Below are 16,528 nucleotides of genomic sequence, written 5' to 3'. Positions count from 1 at the left end.
CCCTACCGTATATTATTTGCACTTACAGGAGGAAAATGACTGTTATGTCTACATTTTTGTACAAACTAGGAAGAAAAGCCTACGACAAACCATGGTACTTTATTGCCGGCTGGGTCGTGATTCTTGGAATCGTCATCGCGATGTTAGGTATCTACGGTATGAGTGTAAGTACCGATATGAAGATTGAAGGCACGGAGTCACAAAAGGTGTTGGACAAACTTGAAGGGGCGTTACCTGAAGCGTCCGGCGGTCAAGCCAGCGTGGTTTTCACGGTCCCTGAAGGAGAGCGGCTCGATACACCGGAACGTATAGCCGCGATTAGTGAAGCCGTTAATAAGGTCTATGGCCTTGATTATGTCATTAACCCTGCCGAATTGGCCGCTGCAGCTGCTGCAGGCGGAGCGTCTCAAGGCGAGCAGCCGTCTCAAGCAGGCAGTGCTGAAGGCGGGGACACAGCGGGCACAGCAGCAGCAAGTGCGGCCCCAGCTGAAATGCCGCCGTACGGCCCTCTCATGATTGATGGGGTGCCTGTGATTGGCATGTTAATAGCGACCGACGGCAGCGTTGGCCTGTTCCAGTTCCAGTTCACCGTGCAGCAAACATCACTTCCCAAAGGCGTCGCGAATTCGGTCGTCGAAGCGGTCACGGAAGCGGAGAACGGCACAGGTATTTCAGTGCTGCCGAGCGATTCGCTTAAAGATTCGGAAGTTCCGATCGGAGCCAACGAGGTTTACGGCTTGATTATTGCTGCGATTGTCCTGATCATGACGCTTGGATCCGTCGTTGCAGCCGGTTTGCCGATTGTGATCGCGCTTTTCGGAGTCGGGATCGGCGTCGGCGGCGCCTTCGCCATTTCCAGCTTCGTTACCATGAGCTCCGTCACCCCTGTTTTGGCCCTTATGGTCGGTCTGGCAGTCGGCATCGATTATGCGTTATTTATCGTGAATCGCCAGCGCCGCCTTATTTTCGACCAGGGACTGACAGCACGGGAGGCTGCAAGCCGAGCGGTCGGCACAGCGGGAAGCGCGGTGTTTTTCGCAGGGCTGACAGTCATCATCGCCTTGTGCGGACTTCTCATTATTGGCATTTCCTTCTTAAGCACGATGGCGCTCGTTGCCTCGGTTACCGTGTTCCTTAACGTGCTTGTTGCTCTCACGCTGCTGCCTGCGCTGCTTGGCTTGCTGGGTGAGCGCATTTGCTCACGCAAAGCGCGCGAGAAGAGCCGCTCCAAGGCATCCGACAAGCAGCATGGCATCGCGGATAGCTGGGTGAAGGGAGTCGTAAAGCTCCGTTGGCCGGTTATTGTCGGTGTAATTGCCTTACTCGGTGCTGCCGCGATTCCGGTTGCCGAAATGCAAATGGGGATGCCTTCCGGTGCTACCGCGAACATGGACACGTCCCAACGGCAGAGTTACGATGCGATCTCGGGCGGTTTTGGAGAGGGCTTCAATGGTCCGCTTCTCATCGTTGCCGAACCGAATGATCCCTCGGGGACGATCACGCCTCAGGCGCTTAACCATATCGTGCAGGACATTCAGAAAGTCAAAGATGTATCGGTGGTATCGCCACTAGGCATGAATAAGGACGGAAATATAGCTATCCTGAGTTTGATTCCGGATACAGGCCCGACAGACGCGGCGACCAAGAATCTAGTTAAGGAGCTGCGCGCTGCCGACTCGACGATTGCACAGACAAATGACATTACCCTCGGGGTAACGGGATTCACGGCGATTAACATCGATATGTCGTCTAAGCTGTCAGAGGTTTTCCCAATTTACATTGGAATTATCGTCATCCTCTCGCTAATTATTCTGCTTTTGGTGTTCCGGTCTATTCTTGTCCCGATCAAGGCGACCGTCGGCTTCCTGCTTAGCGTCCTTGCGACGTTCGGGTTGACCACAGCGGTGTTCCAGTGGGGATGGTTTGGCAGCCTCTTCGGTTTTGACACGGGAGGCCCGATCATGAGCTTTATGCCTATCATGGTCACAGGGATCCTCTATGGCTTGGCGATGGACTATCAAGTTTTCCTGGTTTCCTCCATGCGCGAGTCTTACGTCCATGGGTACCGGGGCAATAAGAGCGTGATTCACGGATATGACCAGGCCAGCCGCGTCGTAGTGGCTGCTGCAATTATTATGGTCGCGGTATTCGCAGGATTCATATTTACGCACGACATCATGATCAAACAAATTGGCTTCGCACTGGCGATCGGAATTCTGATTGACGCTTTCGTAGTCCGCATGGCGCTGGTTCCGGCCGTAATGGCCCTCTTCGGGGATAAAGCTTGGTGGCTGCCGAAATGGCTGGACAAAATGCTGCCAAACCTAGACGTCGAGGGGGATAAGCTGATCGCCGAGCTTAAAGCGCAGGAAGCCAGCACCGCCGCGCCAAACGTTCACTAAACGAACGGACGAAAATAGTAAAAGTGACTTAAAGTTTACTGCTGAGCCGAACGGAATCCAGGTATCCACTCCTGATTTCGCTCGGCTTTTCTTTTATCCAATCGAAGATTCGATAACTAAAGGAATGCAGATAACCAAACCGAATTGTAAGATATGGGAATTGAAATTTAAAGGAGGAGACAATGAGGATTAGACAAGCGAATGTTCATGACGTGGGCGATTATAGCAGATTAGGAGGTCAGGTCTTCTCTCAAAAAGATATTCGGATTGGTAACGAAACTTTAACAGAATTAGCTATGGGCTGGAGCGATATTAACGAGGGGATGTTTTGAAGTGATTAGACGATTTGAGTTTAAGGATCTGGACAAATGCACACTATTATTTTGTGAAGTTTTTAATGGAGAACCTTGGAATGATCAATGGTCGGATCGTAAAGCAAGAGAATATTTATTGGATTTTGTAGGCACGCCAGGGTTCATGGGTCTGGTCGCGATTCAAGATGAAGAGATCATTGGCTTTATTTGTGGATGCCGTAAGAAGTGGTGGGAAAATGATGAGTTCTTTGTAAATGAAATGTGCGTTCATCCGAAGGATCAAGGACAAGGTATGGGTTCCAAAATGTTTGAAAGCCTTGAAAGAGAATTACTGGCAGAAGATATAAAAACGATAACATTGCTAACGGATAGAAATGTTCCGGCAGAAAAGTTTTACAAGAGAAACGGTTTTTCTGAAATCAATAGAATCGTCTTCCTTGCAAAAAATATAAAAGAATAAGTAACTAAGGTCTTGTTACCTTTACATTCCGCACGAGGGCAACCTCCAAAGGTATGATGACGCTGCATATCGATAACACAGAAGCCGGTAATTCCTTGCGTAGGAATTACCGGCTTTTTGGCTTCAAAAACGAACTGATGTATTCCAATCCAGAGGGCTTAATGCGTGATCAGAATTAACATAAACCGTTGCTTACAGTACCGCGTCTCCATTGACCAGCATCACTTCTTTCTGAAAGATAACCTTTACCTTGCCGCCGTATGGATTAATCAGCGTGGCTTGAATAACCGCGGTACCTTTAGCGGACTGGTTCGGAATGGATACCGCCCCGTTCGCACGGACAGTCACCGCCTCGTCACCCGATACTTTCGACCATTTCAAAATGGCGGAAGGAAGCTCGATGCCGTGCGCCTTAAGCGAATAGTTGTGTTTTTTGCCATCGGCCGTTATTTTTACCGTTTCAACCGATATAGAGCGGATATAAGCAACGGTGATTGCACGAGCAGCCGGTTCGTCATGCTGTAATTTCTGACGGAAGTTCTGCGCCAGGGCAAGCAGGTCGCCTGGTGTAACGTCAAGCTGATTAAGTATGCTGCTGAGCTTGTACGCATCGGGGTCACCGAGCAGCAGCGTTAACGTTTCATGCAGAACCGCTGTCTGCTTTTGTTTATTCAGAAGCAGTTGGGCTAGCTCAAGTTTTGACTTTTGTGCAAGGATACCGGCGATTGTACCTTCGAGACCTTTGCGGCTGCCGCCGTCTCCAGACAGAAATGTCATGAGATCATCCATCGTTATATCGGTATGTCCTCCGGCTGCTGCCAATGTTTTCATGGTCGCACGGAATTCCGGATTTGTCCGTATGTCGTCCAAATCTGAGGCCAGCGAGTCATAGCTGACCGAACCGATAGCCTTCATCAACCGAAAAAGACTGCTTTTCAGCTCGGCTTGATTGGCGGTTTGCGGCAGATTGGCGGCGATTTTTTTCCATACCGGGTCAATCAGCGATTGGTCGGTCGAATCGTTAAGGCGGGCGATTTCATCGCGCAGCTTACGCACATCCTGCACATCGGAAGGATCGCCTGACGCTAGAGCGGCATGAAGCGGTTTAAGCAGATCCAAGATGGGGTTCGTAAGCATGCCCGTCCTTACGGTTGCCGCCGGCCCATCCGTTGTCCATTTTGCGTCCGATAGCTTCGCTTCTACTTTAAAGCTGTAAGAGGTGCTTGGCGCAAGGTTTTTTACCTCATAGGAACGTATAGTTTCATTTACCGTATCGATAAGTTCTCCGTCTCTAAAAATCCGGTAACCGCTGCTCCCGGCAGCGGGAGTCCAAGAGAGAGCCAGCGATGTCGGGCTGACATTATCCACGTTCAACTTGTTAACTGTGGGCCATGCGGCTTGTACATGAAATGAACCATTGTAATCTCTATAAATCCCCTCATTATCGGCTGCGCGTATCAGAAAGTTATGATAGCCATTTTCTAATCCCGATAGGGAGGCGGTCAGTGTCAATGATTTCTCATCATAGCTGGATGGTATGAGCTGGTTGTCCACCTTGACCAGGATAGAGCTTGTTTGCAAGCCATAGCCCGCGGCGCGTATACTGGCCTTGATAACCGGATTAGCCGTTGTTACGGTAGTCCCGGTGCTGGGGGAAACCGCCCAGATCGTTGGGGGGAAATGCGGCAGAGGAAGCGTTTCTGTGTCCACATAGGGTCCATCCGTCGTCCAGCCGCCATCCGGATGCTGAGCTTCGATCTTAAAGCCGTAGTATGAACCAGCTTGCAGCTCCGTTACCTCGTACGAGCGAATCGTTTCATCCAACTCCGCCAGTAATTGTTGTCCCCAATAGACCCGGTAGCCCGTGCTTCCTTCGGCAGCAGTCCAAGACAGCGATACCGAGTACATCCCGTTATTATCGGTCCGCACAACACTTCCTTCAGGCCAAATTGATTTTTTAACATAGAAAACACTTGAATGTTGAGCGATATTTCCAGCCAGATCTTCAACCTGGATTTCAAAGGTGTGTGTCCCGTACTGCAATTCGGGAGAATAAGTGAATGCGAGGCCATGCATATAGTTGACGGGGATACTGCCATTTCCAAGAACTTGACCGTCGATCTTGAATACGATCGAACCCAGTTTCAGGCCTGATCCGTCATCTTTGAGGGATGCGGATAGGTAAGTCGTGTTCTCCGAAATCGTTTTACCGTCTTCCGGGTACACATTGGAAATGATCGGGGGGGCGGAGTCTGTTTCTAGCATTTCATTGCTTGAGACGCTGCTCTCTTGCGCAAAGGATGAAACGGGGAAAAACAGCGAAACGAATAGACTAATCAAGATCAGATACGGCGTTTTCGAGCGAACGGTATGGATAACGATCACCTCATCCTCCTATTGTCACAAATAGGATATTATTCAATTCGAATAATAATATACCATAATGTTCTCGAAATGAATATCATGAGAGGTGAGACGTGGCTGATATACTGTTTAAAAGGGGAGTAGAGACATGATGAATAATGAGCGGGGGGTTGTTCGAATATGAATGTGTTAGCAGCTATGCCAGAACCCGAACAATTAAAGAAGCTTATGAGAATCCTTGCTTCCTTGAATGTCGTTCTATGCCCGGAGGAATGGCTTCGTTACCATAGCTTTGTACCGGGATGGGCGGAGAATGTATCCATGGCGAAAATCGACAATGGATCGGGCGATCATCTTTTCATTTTATTTAGTCCGCAAGGAACCCTGTTGAAAGGTTTTGATCATGAATCAGAACTAAGCCCGCATGCACGTGACGAATATGAAAGGGTGCCAGGAATATATGAAGGGACTCCAAACGCATTAATTTCCTTGCTTGAGAATGATGGAATAGAAAGTGAGGAAGTTACCTTTTGCATTTGGCGTGAATGCAGCGACTCTGCATGGCAGAAGGGGAAAGCTGAGAACTCGGAGGGAATCGACGACGGTTCTGATTTTTTGTTAGGTGCGATTTACCGAACGCCGGAGGATTTTGTGGAATTCGCTAAGGGTTATTTTGAGATAACGCCAGCTTTAGAAATTGTGGCGAAAATATTTGAGGAAGCCGCTATTACCGCAGAGATGATCCCCTTGCTAAATCCCGGCCGTGATGCAGAGGAAGCTCTTCAAGAGCTAGAGTCATTAGGTTTATTAAGGTAACGGAAATGGCATTCTATTTGTTTTGCCAATCAAAGCCAGCGCTGCCATACATAAAACAAAGAAACCTACAGCCAAGAACTGGCCAAAATCGTGCTAAAAGCAGCGCTGTAAGAAGAGAATGTACAGGAAAAGGAGAATCAGATGAGAACGTTAGAGAAAATATTCAATTGGATGGTCGTCATCGGCCTGCTGCTGTTAGTCGGACGAATTATTACGGTGATACTTAGATACTTTGAGGTTCCGTTTACGACCTTTTTTAAGGATTACAATGTCATTTCGTTTATCATATTAATCATAGGCGCGATCGGATCGCAAATCCTAAAGGATAAAACAAATAAGGAATAATTTTCGTGCATAAAAAGGTTCAGGAACTCATCTGAAGGGTAGGAACTAATAATGGCATCTAAAGTTTCTATGCGATTATGCCGATAACAGTGAAAGGTAAAATTTGCGTAAATTGTTAATTTTACGACTAAATGTTTAAGGTGGAGTCAAAATGCAATGGTATCTGAAGGCATTAAAAAATTATGTGGGTTTTACCGGTAGAGCTAGACGAATGGAATATTGGAATTTTATTCTTTTTAACATTATTATTTCTATCGCGCTTGCCATCGTGGAAACATTGGTGGGTTTGACTGGCGTGTTAACAGGTCTCTATTCGCTTGCCATGCTGCTGCCGTCATTGGCGGTTGGCGTTCGTAGGCTGCATGACATCGGAAAAAGCGGTTTGTGGCTCTTGATCGGATTTATTCCTTTAGTCGGGGCTATCGTATTGCTGGTATTCGCTTTCATGGAAGGCGAAGAAGGCAACAATCAATATGGTCCAAATCCGAAGCATTTTGGCTAATTAAGAATAGGAAGCATTGACGAGAGCTCTATCAAAGAGCTCTCGTTTTTATTTGCGGCTTGACTATGAAGTTCGTCCCTCTTTCAGCAGTGCTACGGTTTTGTCTATCCGCCGCTGCCGGGTTTCAGCCGTCTTGGCATCCTCGATTGCGAGAACCAGCCGCCGCTTGTTGCTGTAAGACAATCCTTCGAAGAAAGCTCTTGCAGCCGCTTCACCGTTAAGCGCGTCAGAAAAATCATCCGGTACGATAATTTCGCGAGGCTCGTTATCAAGCTCGATGCCCACCTCTACTTCATCGCCGGCCGCAACGCCTGCTCCCTTTCGGTTCTCAGCGCTCAGGGGAATCATGAACCGCCCGCCCATTGACGCGACGGTACTCCGGTACGTGTAAGCGTTGATCGTGATTTTGACGGCGGGTTTTTTGCTTGTGCCGAGAGCCGTGACCACCTCTTCCGGAACGGAAAAGCCTGTAGCGGTTTTCCCTCCAAGCTCGATGACCGATTGAAATTTCATGCGAAACGCCTCCATATTGATTTAAATGGCTGAACAACGCTGCTTATAATACAACATGTTCGTCGAATAATGGCAAAGAAGCGGGCCTTCCGATTAGATAGCGTTGGCTGGCGCATTATTTTGAGGCTTGCAAAAGCAGCATAATATCCAATATAAAGATTGCACTCGAAAAGGAATCCTACATTGAGTTGTAGGCCCCTTAACGTTTATAATATAACGAGACTATTACAAAAGAAAAGGTGTCATTCATGAGCATATTAAACGTAGAAAGACTAAGCCACGGCTTTGGAGACCGCGCGATCTTCAATGATGTATCCTTTCGCCTGCTAAAAGGCGAGCACATTGGGCTTATCGGCGCCAACGGCGAGGGCAAGTCCACTTTCATGAACATTATTACAGGAAAGCTCCAGCCGGATGACGGTAAGGTGGAATGGTCCAAGCGCATGCGCGTCGGTTACCTGGATCAGCACGCGGTGCTGAGCAAAGGCTCGACGATCCGCGACGTGCTGAAGGGAGCCTTTCAATACCTGTTCGATATGGAGCAGGAGATGAACGATATGTACGGCCGGATGGGCGATGTCACGCCGGAGGAGCTGGAAAAGCTGCTTGAGGACGTGGGAACCATCCAAGACACGCTGACGAATCAGGATTTTTATTTGATCGATGCGAAAATTGAAGAAACGGCTCGCGGTCTCGGGCTTACCGATATCGGGCTGGACAAGGATGTTAACGATTTGAGCGGCGGGCAGCGCACGAAGGTGCTGCTGGCGAAACTGCTGCTCGAGAAACCGGACATCCTGCTTCTGGACGAGCCTACGAACTATTTGGATGAACAGCATATCGAATGGCTGAAGCGTTACCTGCAGGAATACGAGAATGCCTTTATTCTCATCTCGCATGATATTCCGTTCCTGAACAGCGTAATCAACTTGATCTACCATATGGAAAATCAAGAGCTGAACCGCTATGTCGGCGATTACGAGTATTTCCAGCAGGTGCATGAGATGAAAAAGCAGCAGCTGGAATCCGCTTTTAAACGGCAGCAGCAGGAAATCGCCGATTTGAAGGACTTCGTTGCGCGCAACAAAGCCAGCGTGGCGACGCGGAACATGGCGATGTCCCGCCAGAAGAAGCTCGACAAGATGGAAGTTATCGAGATTGCGAAGGAGAAGCCGAAGCCGCAGTTCAACTTTAAGGACGGAAGAACGTCCGGCAAGCTGATTTTCGAGACAAAGGATTTGGTTATCGGCTATGACAGCCCGCTGTCGCGCCCGCTTGATCTCCGCATGGAACGCGGACAGAAGATCGCGCTCGTCGGCGCGAACGGTATCGGTAAAACGACGCTGCTGCGCAGCATTTTGGGCGAAATCCCGGCGATTTCAGGTACGGTACAGCGCGGTGAGCACCAGCAGGTCGGCTATTTCCAGCAGGAAATGAAGGAAACCAACTACAATACCTGTATTGAAGACGTGTGGAAGGAATTCCCGTCTTACTCGCAGTTTGAAGTGCGCGCGGCCCTGGCAAAATGCGGTCTCACGACCAAGCATATTGAAAGCAAGATCGCGGTGCTCAGCGGCGGCGAGAAGGCGAAGGTCCGCCTATGCAAGCTGATCAACAGCGAGACGAATCTGCTTGTACTCGATGAGCCCACGAACCATTTGGACGTGGATGCGAAGGACGAGCTGAAGCGCGCCCTTAAAGCTTACAAAGGCAGCATCCTGCTCATTTCCCATGAACCGGAATTTTACCGCGATGTCGTGACGGATACATGGAACTGCGAATCTTGGACGACGAAGGTATTCTAAACCGTCTTATCAAATAAACCAGTCTAACCGCCAAGGATTAGACTGGCTTTTTTTGTAGGGAAACGATAAAGGCCTGACGATAGAGAAAAAAATGAGCAAAGTAGGTTATAGAGAATGACTAATCGCGACCAGCAGGTTTACCGATTTAGCGAAGCGCCGATTTGGGAGCTGCAGCGGGCATATTTTGAAGAGCAGGGCATCCAGGCTTGGCAGCGGGACGAGGTGCCGCAGTACATTACGAGCAATCCGATCATTGCGGCGGCCTATGCCGAAATTATATTCGGGTTTCTTCAGGACCGGGCGGCGCAAGGCCATACGTCGGAGCCGGTTACGATCGTTGAGCTTGGAGCGGGATCGGGGCAGTTAGCGTTTCATGTGCTGAAGGAGCTCGTCCTGCTGATTGATTTTGCAGGAATAGGCCTCCCGCCGTTTCGTTATGTGATGAGTGATTTGCCGGTCAAAAATATAGCCTATTGGCAGCAGCACCGCAGCCTCATGCCGTATGTTCAACAAGGCTTACTTGATTTTGCGCAATTGGATGCGGTCAAGGATGCCGAGCTGCATTTGACGCAGTCCGGCATTACGATACGGCCGGGCGATTTGGAGCAGCCGCTGCTCATCGTTGCCAATTACTTTTTTGACAGCATCCCGCAGGAGCTGCTCTATGTCGATGAAAGCAAAATCTTTGAATGCAGGGTATCTATGCAGGTAGAGGAAGAGGATTCGGATAACGGGCTGACCGCATCCGACAGGCTGGGGAAGCTCGTGCCCGAATACCATTATCTTCGTGCGGCCGAGTATGAGCGGGAATCGTATCCCTTCCGCGAGGTTATTGAGCTTTACAAGCAGAAGCTCGAGGATTCGCATATTCTTTTTCCGGAGATCGGGCTTGCGTGTTTGCAACGATTGGGACAACTATCGCAAGCGGGTTTTGCCCTGCTCACCGCGGATAAAGGCGACCACCGCTTGGAAAATTGGGAATTTGCCGAGCCGCCCAAGCTCATTCATCACGGAAGCTTTTCATTGACGGCGAACTACCATGCCATTCAGCATACCTTTGAGCAAAAGGGTGCTCTAGCATCCTTTACGGAGCATCATTATAAAAACCTGAATGTAGGCTGCATTCTTATGCTGCCAAGTCCGGTAAGCTTCGTCCAAACGCGCTTAGCTTACCGCCGTTTTGTCGACCGTTTTGGGCCGGATGATTTTTTTAGTTTGAAGCTTTGGTTTGACGAGCATGTGGAGACGCTTGCGCTGTCCCAAATCTTAGCTTTTTGGCGGCTGGCGCGTTACGATTCGCAGCTGTTTGTTCAAAGCGCCAAGCGGATCGAACTTCTGCTCCCGGATAGCGGTGAGGAAGAATCGGAGGATCTGTGCCAAGGCATACACGCGATGTGGGCCGGCTATTATCCGTTAAATGAGCAGCTGGATTTAGCGCTGGATTGCGCGATGCTGCTCTATCAGCTGGATTTGTACGAGGATGCGCGAATCTTCTTTGAACGGTCGCTGGCCGATCACGAGGGAAATGCCGAAGTGTTCTATTGCATGGCGATTTGCTGCTACGAATCCGGGCACGAGTCGGCTGCAGCGAGTTATGCGGAGCTTGCTTTGGAGCGGGTTCCGAAGCATGAGGGAGCGGCAGCGCTTCTTGCGCTTTTGGCATGAAAAGCTAAGGCGCCAATATGATTGCTGCGGATGCGCAGCGGTTGAAACCTATTCGCGTTTTCGACCGGAAGCGGCCGTTCAAGAGATGAGGCCGCTCGTTGACGGTAAGGACTGAGCTTGCCGAACTTGCGTTATACATATCGAGTCGGCTAGGGCGGTACAGGAGCAATTCCTGTACCGCTATTTTTTTGCCGCCCGGCCTCCAGGCTGGATTTCAGCATCTCCATTCTTGTTTTTGGATCGGCTGTAAAAAAATATTTGTTTTAAATCAAACCCATCCTTCCTCCGCGTCGTTATCTCTACAGATAAAGTCGACAAAGGAGGAATGATTAATGTTTACACGATTAAAGAAACTGTTTTTGATTACGGCAATGTGCACGACAATCATTGCGGCTCCGCTTGGGAAGGCGTCTGCAGAACCGTCGCCGGGGATCAGGTCCGATGCCGATACGGCATTTGAGCTTGGGCTGCTTATCGGAGACGGCAAGGGTGTGGATGCGGCCTATTTGAGCAAAGCGTCAACGCGCTTGCAAGCGGCTATTATCTCGCTTCGGCTTAATGGAAACCTGAAGGAAGCACTGGCCTTTACGGGCAAATCTAATTTTTCCGACGCTGCACAGGTCAGCACAGCCAATCAGGCCGTACTGGCTTACTTGAAGAGCAAACCGGAGCTAGGGTGGCAGGGAGCGGGCAACAATCGTTTTGAACCGAGCGCGGCGATCAGCTCTCAGCAATTTTACAAAGTGATCTTGGAGAACCTCGGTTATCAATCCGGAGCTGACTTTACATACCAACAATCGGAAACATTCGCAGCTTCGCATGGCTTGAAAGAGATTGCCGGCAAGACGTCGCTGCAGAATTCGCATCTGGCGACATCCCTTGTCGAGGCGCTGTCCGCCGATACGAAAAATGGCAAACCGTTCTTTGATACGCTGCAAGCGAGCGGAGTCATTGCTCCCGGGGCCGCACTGCCGCAAGGCGAGCGAATTGGCCTTGGGCAAAACGACAAGCTCGGCACGTATTTTACGGATAAAAACGGGCGTGCGCTCTATTTCTTCACGAAAGACGCGGAGGACGTCAATTCCTGTCAAGGAGATTGCTTGAAGAACTGGCCGATCTATTACGATGCCAATATTCAAATACCGGCTTGGCTGAATAAAGCCGACTTCGACGTTATAACCCGCACGGACGGCGCGAAGCAGATTACTTATAAAAATTGGCCGCTCTATTATTTCGTGAAGGATAGCAAGCCCGGCGATGTAACCGGTGAGGGCGTAGGGGGAGTATGGTTCGCGGCGAAGTCGGATTACGCGGTTATGCTCGGCACCTCGAAGGAAGCGGGCAACTATTTGACAGACGATTACGGCAGGGCACTTTATTATTTTGACAAGGATCCATCCGGAAAAAGCGTATGCGAAGGCGATTGCCTCGTCAATTGGCCCGCTTATTCATCAACAAGCGTTAATGTCCCGTCTACGATCAAACCAAGCGATATCGGAACGATTACCCGGGCGGATGGAAGCAAGCAAGCTTCATTCAAAGGGTTCCCGCTCTATTATTTCATTAAAGACAAGGTACACGGAGAGTTGAATGGGCAGGGGGTCAATGATGTCTGGTATGTCGTAGATCCAGCTAAATTTACCGGAACGACTGCATCGGCAGCGCCAGCGGCTCCGACGGTTAAGACGTACAACATCGATATTAAGGAGTACTCCTTTGGTAAGGGAGCCCTCACCGTGGAAGCAGGCTCCAAGGTGATCTTCACGAACTACGACGAGATGAAGCATAATGCGGTTGCTTTGGATGGCTCCTTCGCCACTCCGTTGCTCGCGAAAGGCGATACCTATACGGTAACGTTTGATAAACCAGGCACTTATAATTATTTCTGCGAGCCGCACAAGTCTTTCATGACGGGTCAAATCATCGTAAAGTGAGCGTGAAGACATGCGAAAAATAACATATGGCTGCTTGTCGCTGATCCTGCTTCTCCTTTTCTTATCGGGTTGCGGAGATCAAGGGCCAAACGAGGCCGCTGCCGGCAATACAACGAAAGAGACTGCTGCTCCCGCAAGCTCTGAAGCTGCGGATGAGACTGCGCATGATGAAGGCCATGGGGCGGAAAGCGCGACCCCATCCCCTAGTCCAACGGATGCTGTCTCCCCTTCGCAGGAGCCGGTTGAAACGGAAAAGCCGCTGGAGACGGAAAAGCCTGAAGCGACGCAGAAGCCGGCTGCAACGGAGAAAGCGGCTGAAGCGAAGCCGACGGCAACTGCGGCTCAGCCAACATCTAAGCCAACGCCTAAGCCAACGGCTAAAGCACCGGCAAAAACCGAGAAACCCGCAAAAGACGAAGATCAGCCGGACGCGGTAACCGTGCATATCGTTGAGATTACGAACTTTGCCTTCTCGCCGGAAAAGCTGGAAATATCGCAGGGCGATATCGTTACCTTTATCAATAAGGACGAGGTAAAGCATTCCGCAACGGCTGATAACGGGCAATTCGATACAGAGCTGCTTGCCCAGGATGAGAGCATGAAGATTACTTTCTCAGACGCAGGCGAGTTCGGCTACTACTGTATTCCTCATCCGGGGATGAGAGGGTCTATCGTAGTGAAGGAAAAATAAGTTCGCTTTTATCAATAGATCGGGAGCAGCTGTTTATGGCTGCTCCCGTTTCTGATAACATAAAAAAAACGAGCCTGTTCTGGAGGCGCAAATGGATGGTTAATCTTACCGATCAAGAACTCATGCAGCTAATTCGAAACGGTAAAAATAAAGCGCTGTCCGTTCTATATGACCGGTATGGCGCTTTGGTGTATTCCTTCGCCATCAAGGCAGTCCGGGACGAGCCAACCGCAAGAGATATTTCGCAGGCGGTATTTATGCGTTTGTGGACTACGGAATCGGAATACGACCCGGCTAAGGGACGTTTTACAAGCTGGCTTCTTACCATTACCCGTAATATAACGATGGATCATCTCCGAAAACAAAGAAGAGACGCTTCCGGTCTTGTACAACTAACGGAGGAACGGTTTAATGAATTGCCTGATCCGCTCGGACTGTCGCCCGAGGAGCATGTTGTCCGGCATTCCTTAAGGGAACAAATTCAGCAGGCATGCAAGCATTTATCTAAATCGCAGAAAACGCTGATCGAGCATTTTTATTGGCAGGGCTTTAGCTTAAGAGAGCTGGCGCAGCTGTACGATCAGCCAATCGGAACGGTCAAAAACAGGCTCCATCAGACTTTGAAAATATTGCGAAGGCATCTTGCGGCGAAGGGGGAACTTTAAATGAATGACGAAGCATACAGCCGCGATTGCGATTTCATACTTGATTATCTTTCTGGTGCTTGCTCCAAAGAGGAGAAGGAAGCATTCGAACGTCATTTGACTTATTGTGATTCCTGCAGGCAAGAGCTGGCTGAATTGCGAATCGTATGGGAGGAGCTTCCCTTGGATATGGAACGAATCGAACCTCCAAAGGATTTGAAGGAACAAATTATGGCTGCTGCCAAGGAAGCGCCTAGACGCCATAAAGCATGGAGTGCAAGAACGCTGTGGAAGCCGGCTGTTGCCGCGGCAGCGGCGGCGCTTATTTTTGTCGGCGGCTCGTTATGGGATAATCCTTTTATTAAAAATCAGGATACGCGGTTAGCGACCATTGAACATGCTTTATCTGTTCCGGCATCCGAGATTGTACAGATCACGATGCTAAAGGCGGAATCCACGGAGAAGGAGCACGCGTATGGCGTCGCATGCATTGTTGACAATGGAAAGAGCAAGCAGTTTGTCGTCTATGTGTTCGGGGCCGAGGAAACGAAAAACGAGGAAGCTTATCAGGTTTGGCTTCTCCGGGAAGGCATTCGAACGAGCGCAGGCACGTTCCGCGTCAACGAAAAAGGAGTAGGGCTGCTCACCATGGGAATAGAATCGGATCAATTAACCTATGACAGCATCGGCATAACCCTGGAGCCTGATGAGAAGGGCGATCAGCCGCGCGGGACCAAAGCTTTTGGAACGGATACCGCTCCCGATTCGGTAAATACACTATAGCTTAAGAAGAAATGAGCTGTCTCGCAAGGTTATCGACCTTGCAGGGCGGCTTTTTTATTTGCGCGCAATCCGTTACCGGCGAAGCTGGAGCCGTAATACCCAGAAGGAAACGGGCCTATTCCTAAGCAAGCGCGGATCGACGCAGAGAACCCCGTGAATACTGGACGTACGGCGAAAAAATGTCCCCCCGGAAGAGGGGGAATTGTACGTAAAAATGACCAATTGTACCTACACAACGGCTCAAGGAGTGGATTATGATTGGCAGCAAGAAAGCGCTACCACAGAAAAGGGGAGGGATCGTTCTGCAGCAACAAACAACAAGAAAAGATCAAACGATTAAGAGCATTTCTTCGCTCAAGAATGGATATGGGAGGCAGGCGGCCAAGAGTTTGCGGTCGCATTGGCAGCTTTATTTGCTCGTCATCCCGCCGCTGCTGTTTTTCATCATTTTTAAATACTATCCGATGATTAATGCGGTTCTGGCATTTAAGGATTACAACGTCATAAAAGGCATCTGGGGCAGTCCTTGGGTCGGATTGAAGTACTTTAGACTGTTTTTCGAGAATCCCATTTTTTGGACGCTGATCAAAAACACGCTGCTGCTGAGCTTCTATCAGCTCGCGGCAGGCTTTCCGATTCCGATTCTGCTGGCGCTCATGCTGAATGAGATCCGAAACGGCCGTTTCAAGCGTTTCATTCAGCTGGTCACGTTCGCCCCGTATTTCATTTCCACTGTCGTTATGGTGTCCATGATTATGTTGTTTTTGGCGCCACGGCTTGGTTTTGTTAATATCGCGCTCCAATACTTCGGTTTTGAGCCGGTCAACTTCTTGGGCGAGCCGGACATGTTCCGTTCGATTTATGTATGGTCGGACATTTGGCAGACGGCCGGATATGCAGCGGTTATTTACCTTGCGGCTCTCGCTGGCATAGACCCGACGCTCTACGAGGCAGCCAAGGTAGACGGAGCGTCACGGTTTCAGAAAATATGGCATGTCGATTTGCCCGGTATCCTTCCGACGGTAACCATCATCCTGATTTTGAACGTGGGCAACATCATGTCGATCGGCTTCGAGAAAATTTATCTGCTGCAAAACTCGCTGAATCTGCCATCGTCAGAGGTCATCGCCACTTACGTGTACAGCATGGGCCTGTTGAATGCAAATTACAGCTTTGCTACGGCAGTCGGCTTGTTGAATTCCGTAATCAATCTCGTTCTTCTGGTTGCGGTGAACAGCTTCGCGAAACGCATATCGAATAACAGCATCTGGTAAGTGAGGGGGAATTGTA

General features: G+C 49.6%; 15 protein-coding genes. 13 read left to right on the top strand and 2 right to left on the bottom strand.

The genetic code is table 11. The features are described 5' to 3' along the window. Positions 1-44: 44 nt before the first annotated feature. From ACN6MW_RS10470 to ACN6MW_RS10460, 3 genes are all read left to right on the top strand, one after another. Positions 45-2,402: an MMPL family transporter gene (locus tag ACN6MW_RS10470; RefSeq protein ID WP_419875407.1), complete on the top strand. Its 2,358-nt coding sequence runs from the start codon at positions 45-47 to the stop codon at positions 2,400-2,402. 182 nt (positions 2,403-2,584) lie between these two features. Further along, positions 2,585-2,734, top strand: a complete 150-nt coding sequence (locus ACN6MW_RS10465) for a hypothetical protein (RefSeq protein WP_419875406.1) — start codon at positions 2,585-2,587, stop codon at positions 2,732-2,734. A 1-nt stretch (position 2,735) separates the two neighbouring features. Beyond that, positions 2,736-3,176, top strand: coding sequence for a GNAT family N-acetyltransferase (locus ACN6MW_RS10460; RefSeq protein ID WP_419875405.1), 441 nt, complete (start codon positions 2,736-2,738; stop codon positions 3,174-3,176). 192 nt (positions 3,177-3,368) lie between these two features. Here the strand turns inward: ACN6MW_RS10460 and ACN6MW_RS10455 are convergent, their stop codons facing one another. Beyond that, a complete protein-coding gene (locus ACN6MW_RS10455; protein ID WP_419875404.1) occupies positions 3,369-5,561 on the bottom strand; it encodes a fibronectin type III domain-containing protein in 2,193 nt (730 codons plus the stop codon). A gap of 300 nt (positions 5,562-5,861) precedes the next feature. Between ACN6MW_RS10455 and ACN6MW_RS10450 the strand changes: the two genes are divergently transcribed. The 3 genes from ACN6MW_RS10450 to ACN6MW_RS10440 all read left to right on the top strand — a co-directional run bounded on the left by ACN6MW_RS10450 (position 5,862) and on the right by ACN6MW_RS10440 (position 7,203). Further along, positions 5,862-6,356 carry a hypothetical protein gene (locus tag ACN6MW_RS10450; RefSeq protein WP_419875403.1) on the top strand — a complete coding sequence of 165 codons (495 nt, stop codon included), beginning with the start codon at positions 5,862-5,864 and terminating at the stop codon, positions 6,354-6,356. 141 nt (positions 6,357-6,497) lie between these two features. Then, positions 6,498-6,701, top strand: coding sequence for a hypothetical protein (locus ACN6MW_RS10445; protein WP_364154369.1), 204 nt, complete (start codon positions 6,498-6,500; stop codon positions 6,699-6,701). Between the two features lie 151 nt (positions 6,702-6,852). Then, a complete protein-coding gene (locus ACN6MW_RS10440; protein WP_419875402.1) occupies positions 6,853-7,203 on the top strand; it encodes a DUF805 domain-containing protein in 351 nt (116 codons plus the stop codon). A gap of 63 nt (positions 7,204-7,266) precedes the next feature. Here the strand turns inward: ACN6MW_RS10440 and ACN6MW_RS10435 are convergent, their stop codons facing one another. Continuing rightward, positions 7,267-7,716, bottom strand: a complete 450-nt coding sequence (locus ACN6MW_RS10435) for a YdeI/OmpD-associated family protein (RefSeq protein WP_419875401.1) — start codon at positions 7,714-7,716, stop codon at positions 7,267-7,269. A gap of 248 nt (positions 7,717-7,964) precedes the next feature. Here ACN6MW_RS10435 and ACN6MW_RS10430 point away from each other — a divergent pair, with 248 nt between their 5' ends. The 7 genes from ACN6MW_RS10430 (at position 7,965) to ACN6MW_RS10400 (ending at position 16,512) form a co-directional block, all read left to right on the top strand. Then, positions 7,965-9,521 carry an ABC-F family ATP-binding cassette domain-containing protein gene (locus tag ACN6MW_RS10430; RefSeq protein WP_364154375.1) on the top strand — a complete coding sequence of 519 codons (1,557 nt, stop codon included), beginning with the start codon at positions 7,965-7,967 and terminating at the stop codon, positions 9,519-9,521. Positions 9,522-9,635: 114 nt separating this feature from the next. Then, positions 9,636-11,186 (top strand): SAM-dependent methyltransferase, encoded by a 1,551-nt coding sequence (locus tag ACN6MW_RS10425; protein WP_419875400.1) that lies wholly within the window; start codon positions 9,636-9,638, stop codon positions 11,184-11,186. A 332-nt stretch (positions 11,187-11,518) separates the two neighbouring features. After that, positions 11,519-13,120: a plastocyanin/azurin family copper-binding protein gene (locus tag ACN6MW_RS10420; RefSeq protein WP_419875399.1), complete on the top strand. Its 1,602-nt coding sequence runs from the start codon at positions 11,519-11,521 to the stop codon at positions 13,118-13,120. Positions 13,121-13,130: 10 nt separating this feature from the next. Continuing rightward, entirely contained in the window at positions 13,131-13,811 is a 681-nt protein-coding gene (locus tag ACN6MW_RS10415; protein WP_419875398.1) for a plastocyanin/azurin family copper-binding protein, read from the top strand. Positions 13,812-13,906: 95 nt separating this feature from the next. Beyond that, complete coding sequence (locus ACN6MW_RS10410; RefSeq protein ID WP_419875397.1) at positions 13,907-14,476, top strand: RNA polymerase sigma factor; 570 nt, start codon at positions 13,907-13,909, stop codon at positions 14,474-14,476. Then, complete coding sequence (locus tag ACN6MW_RS10405; RefSeq protein ID WP_419875396.1) at positions 14,477-15,238, top strand: anti-sigma factor domain-containing protein; 762 nt, start codon at positions 14,477-14,479, stop codon at positions 15,236-15,238. Between the two features lie 254 nt (positions 15,239-15,492). Then, entirely contained in the window at positions 15,493-16,512 is a 1,020-nt protein-coding gene (locus ACN6MW_RS10400) for an ABC transporter permease (RefSeq protein ID WP_419875395.1), read from the top strand. The last annotated feature ends 16 nt before the right edge of the window (positions 16,513-16,528 follow it).

This window comes from Pristimantibacillus sp. PTI5 (assembly GCF_048572955.1).
GTDB lineage: Bacteria > Bacillota > Bacilli > Paenibacillales > Paenibacillaceae > Pristimantibacillus.
The sequence above is the reverse complement of the archived record's forward strand: the minus strand, read 5'-3'. Positions and strand labels throughout refer to the sequence as shown.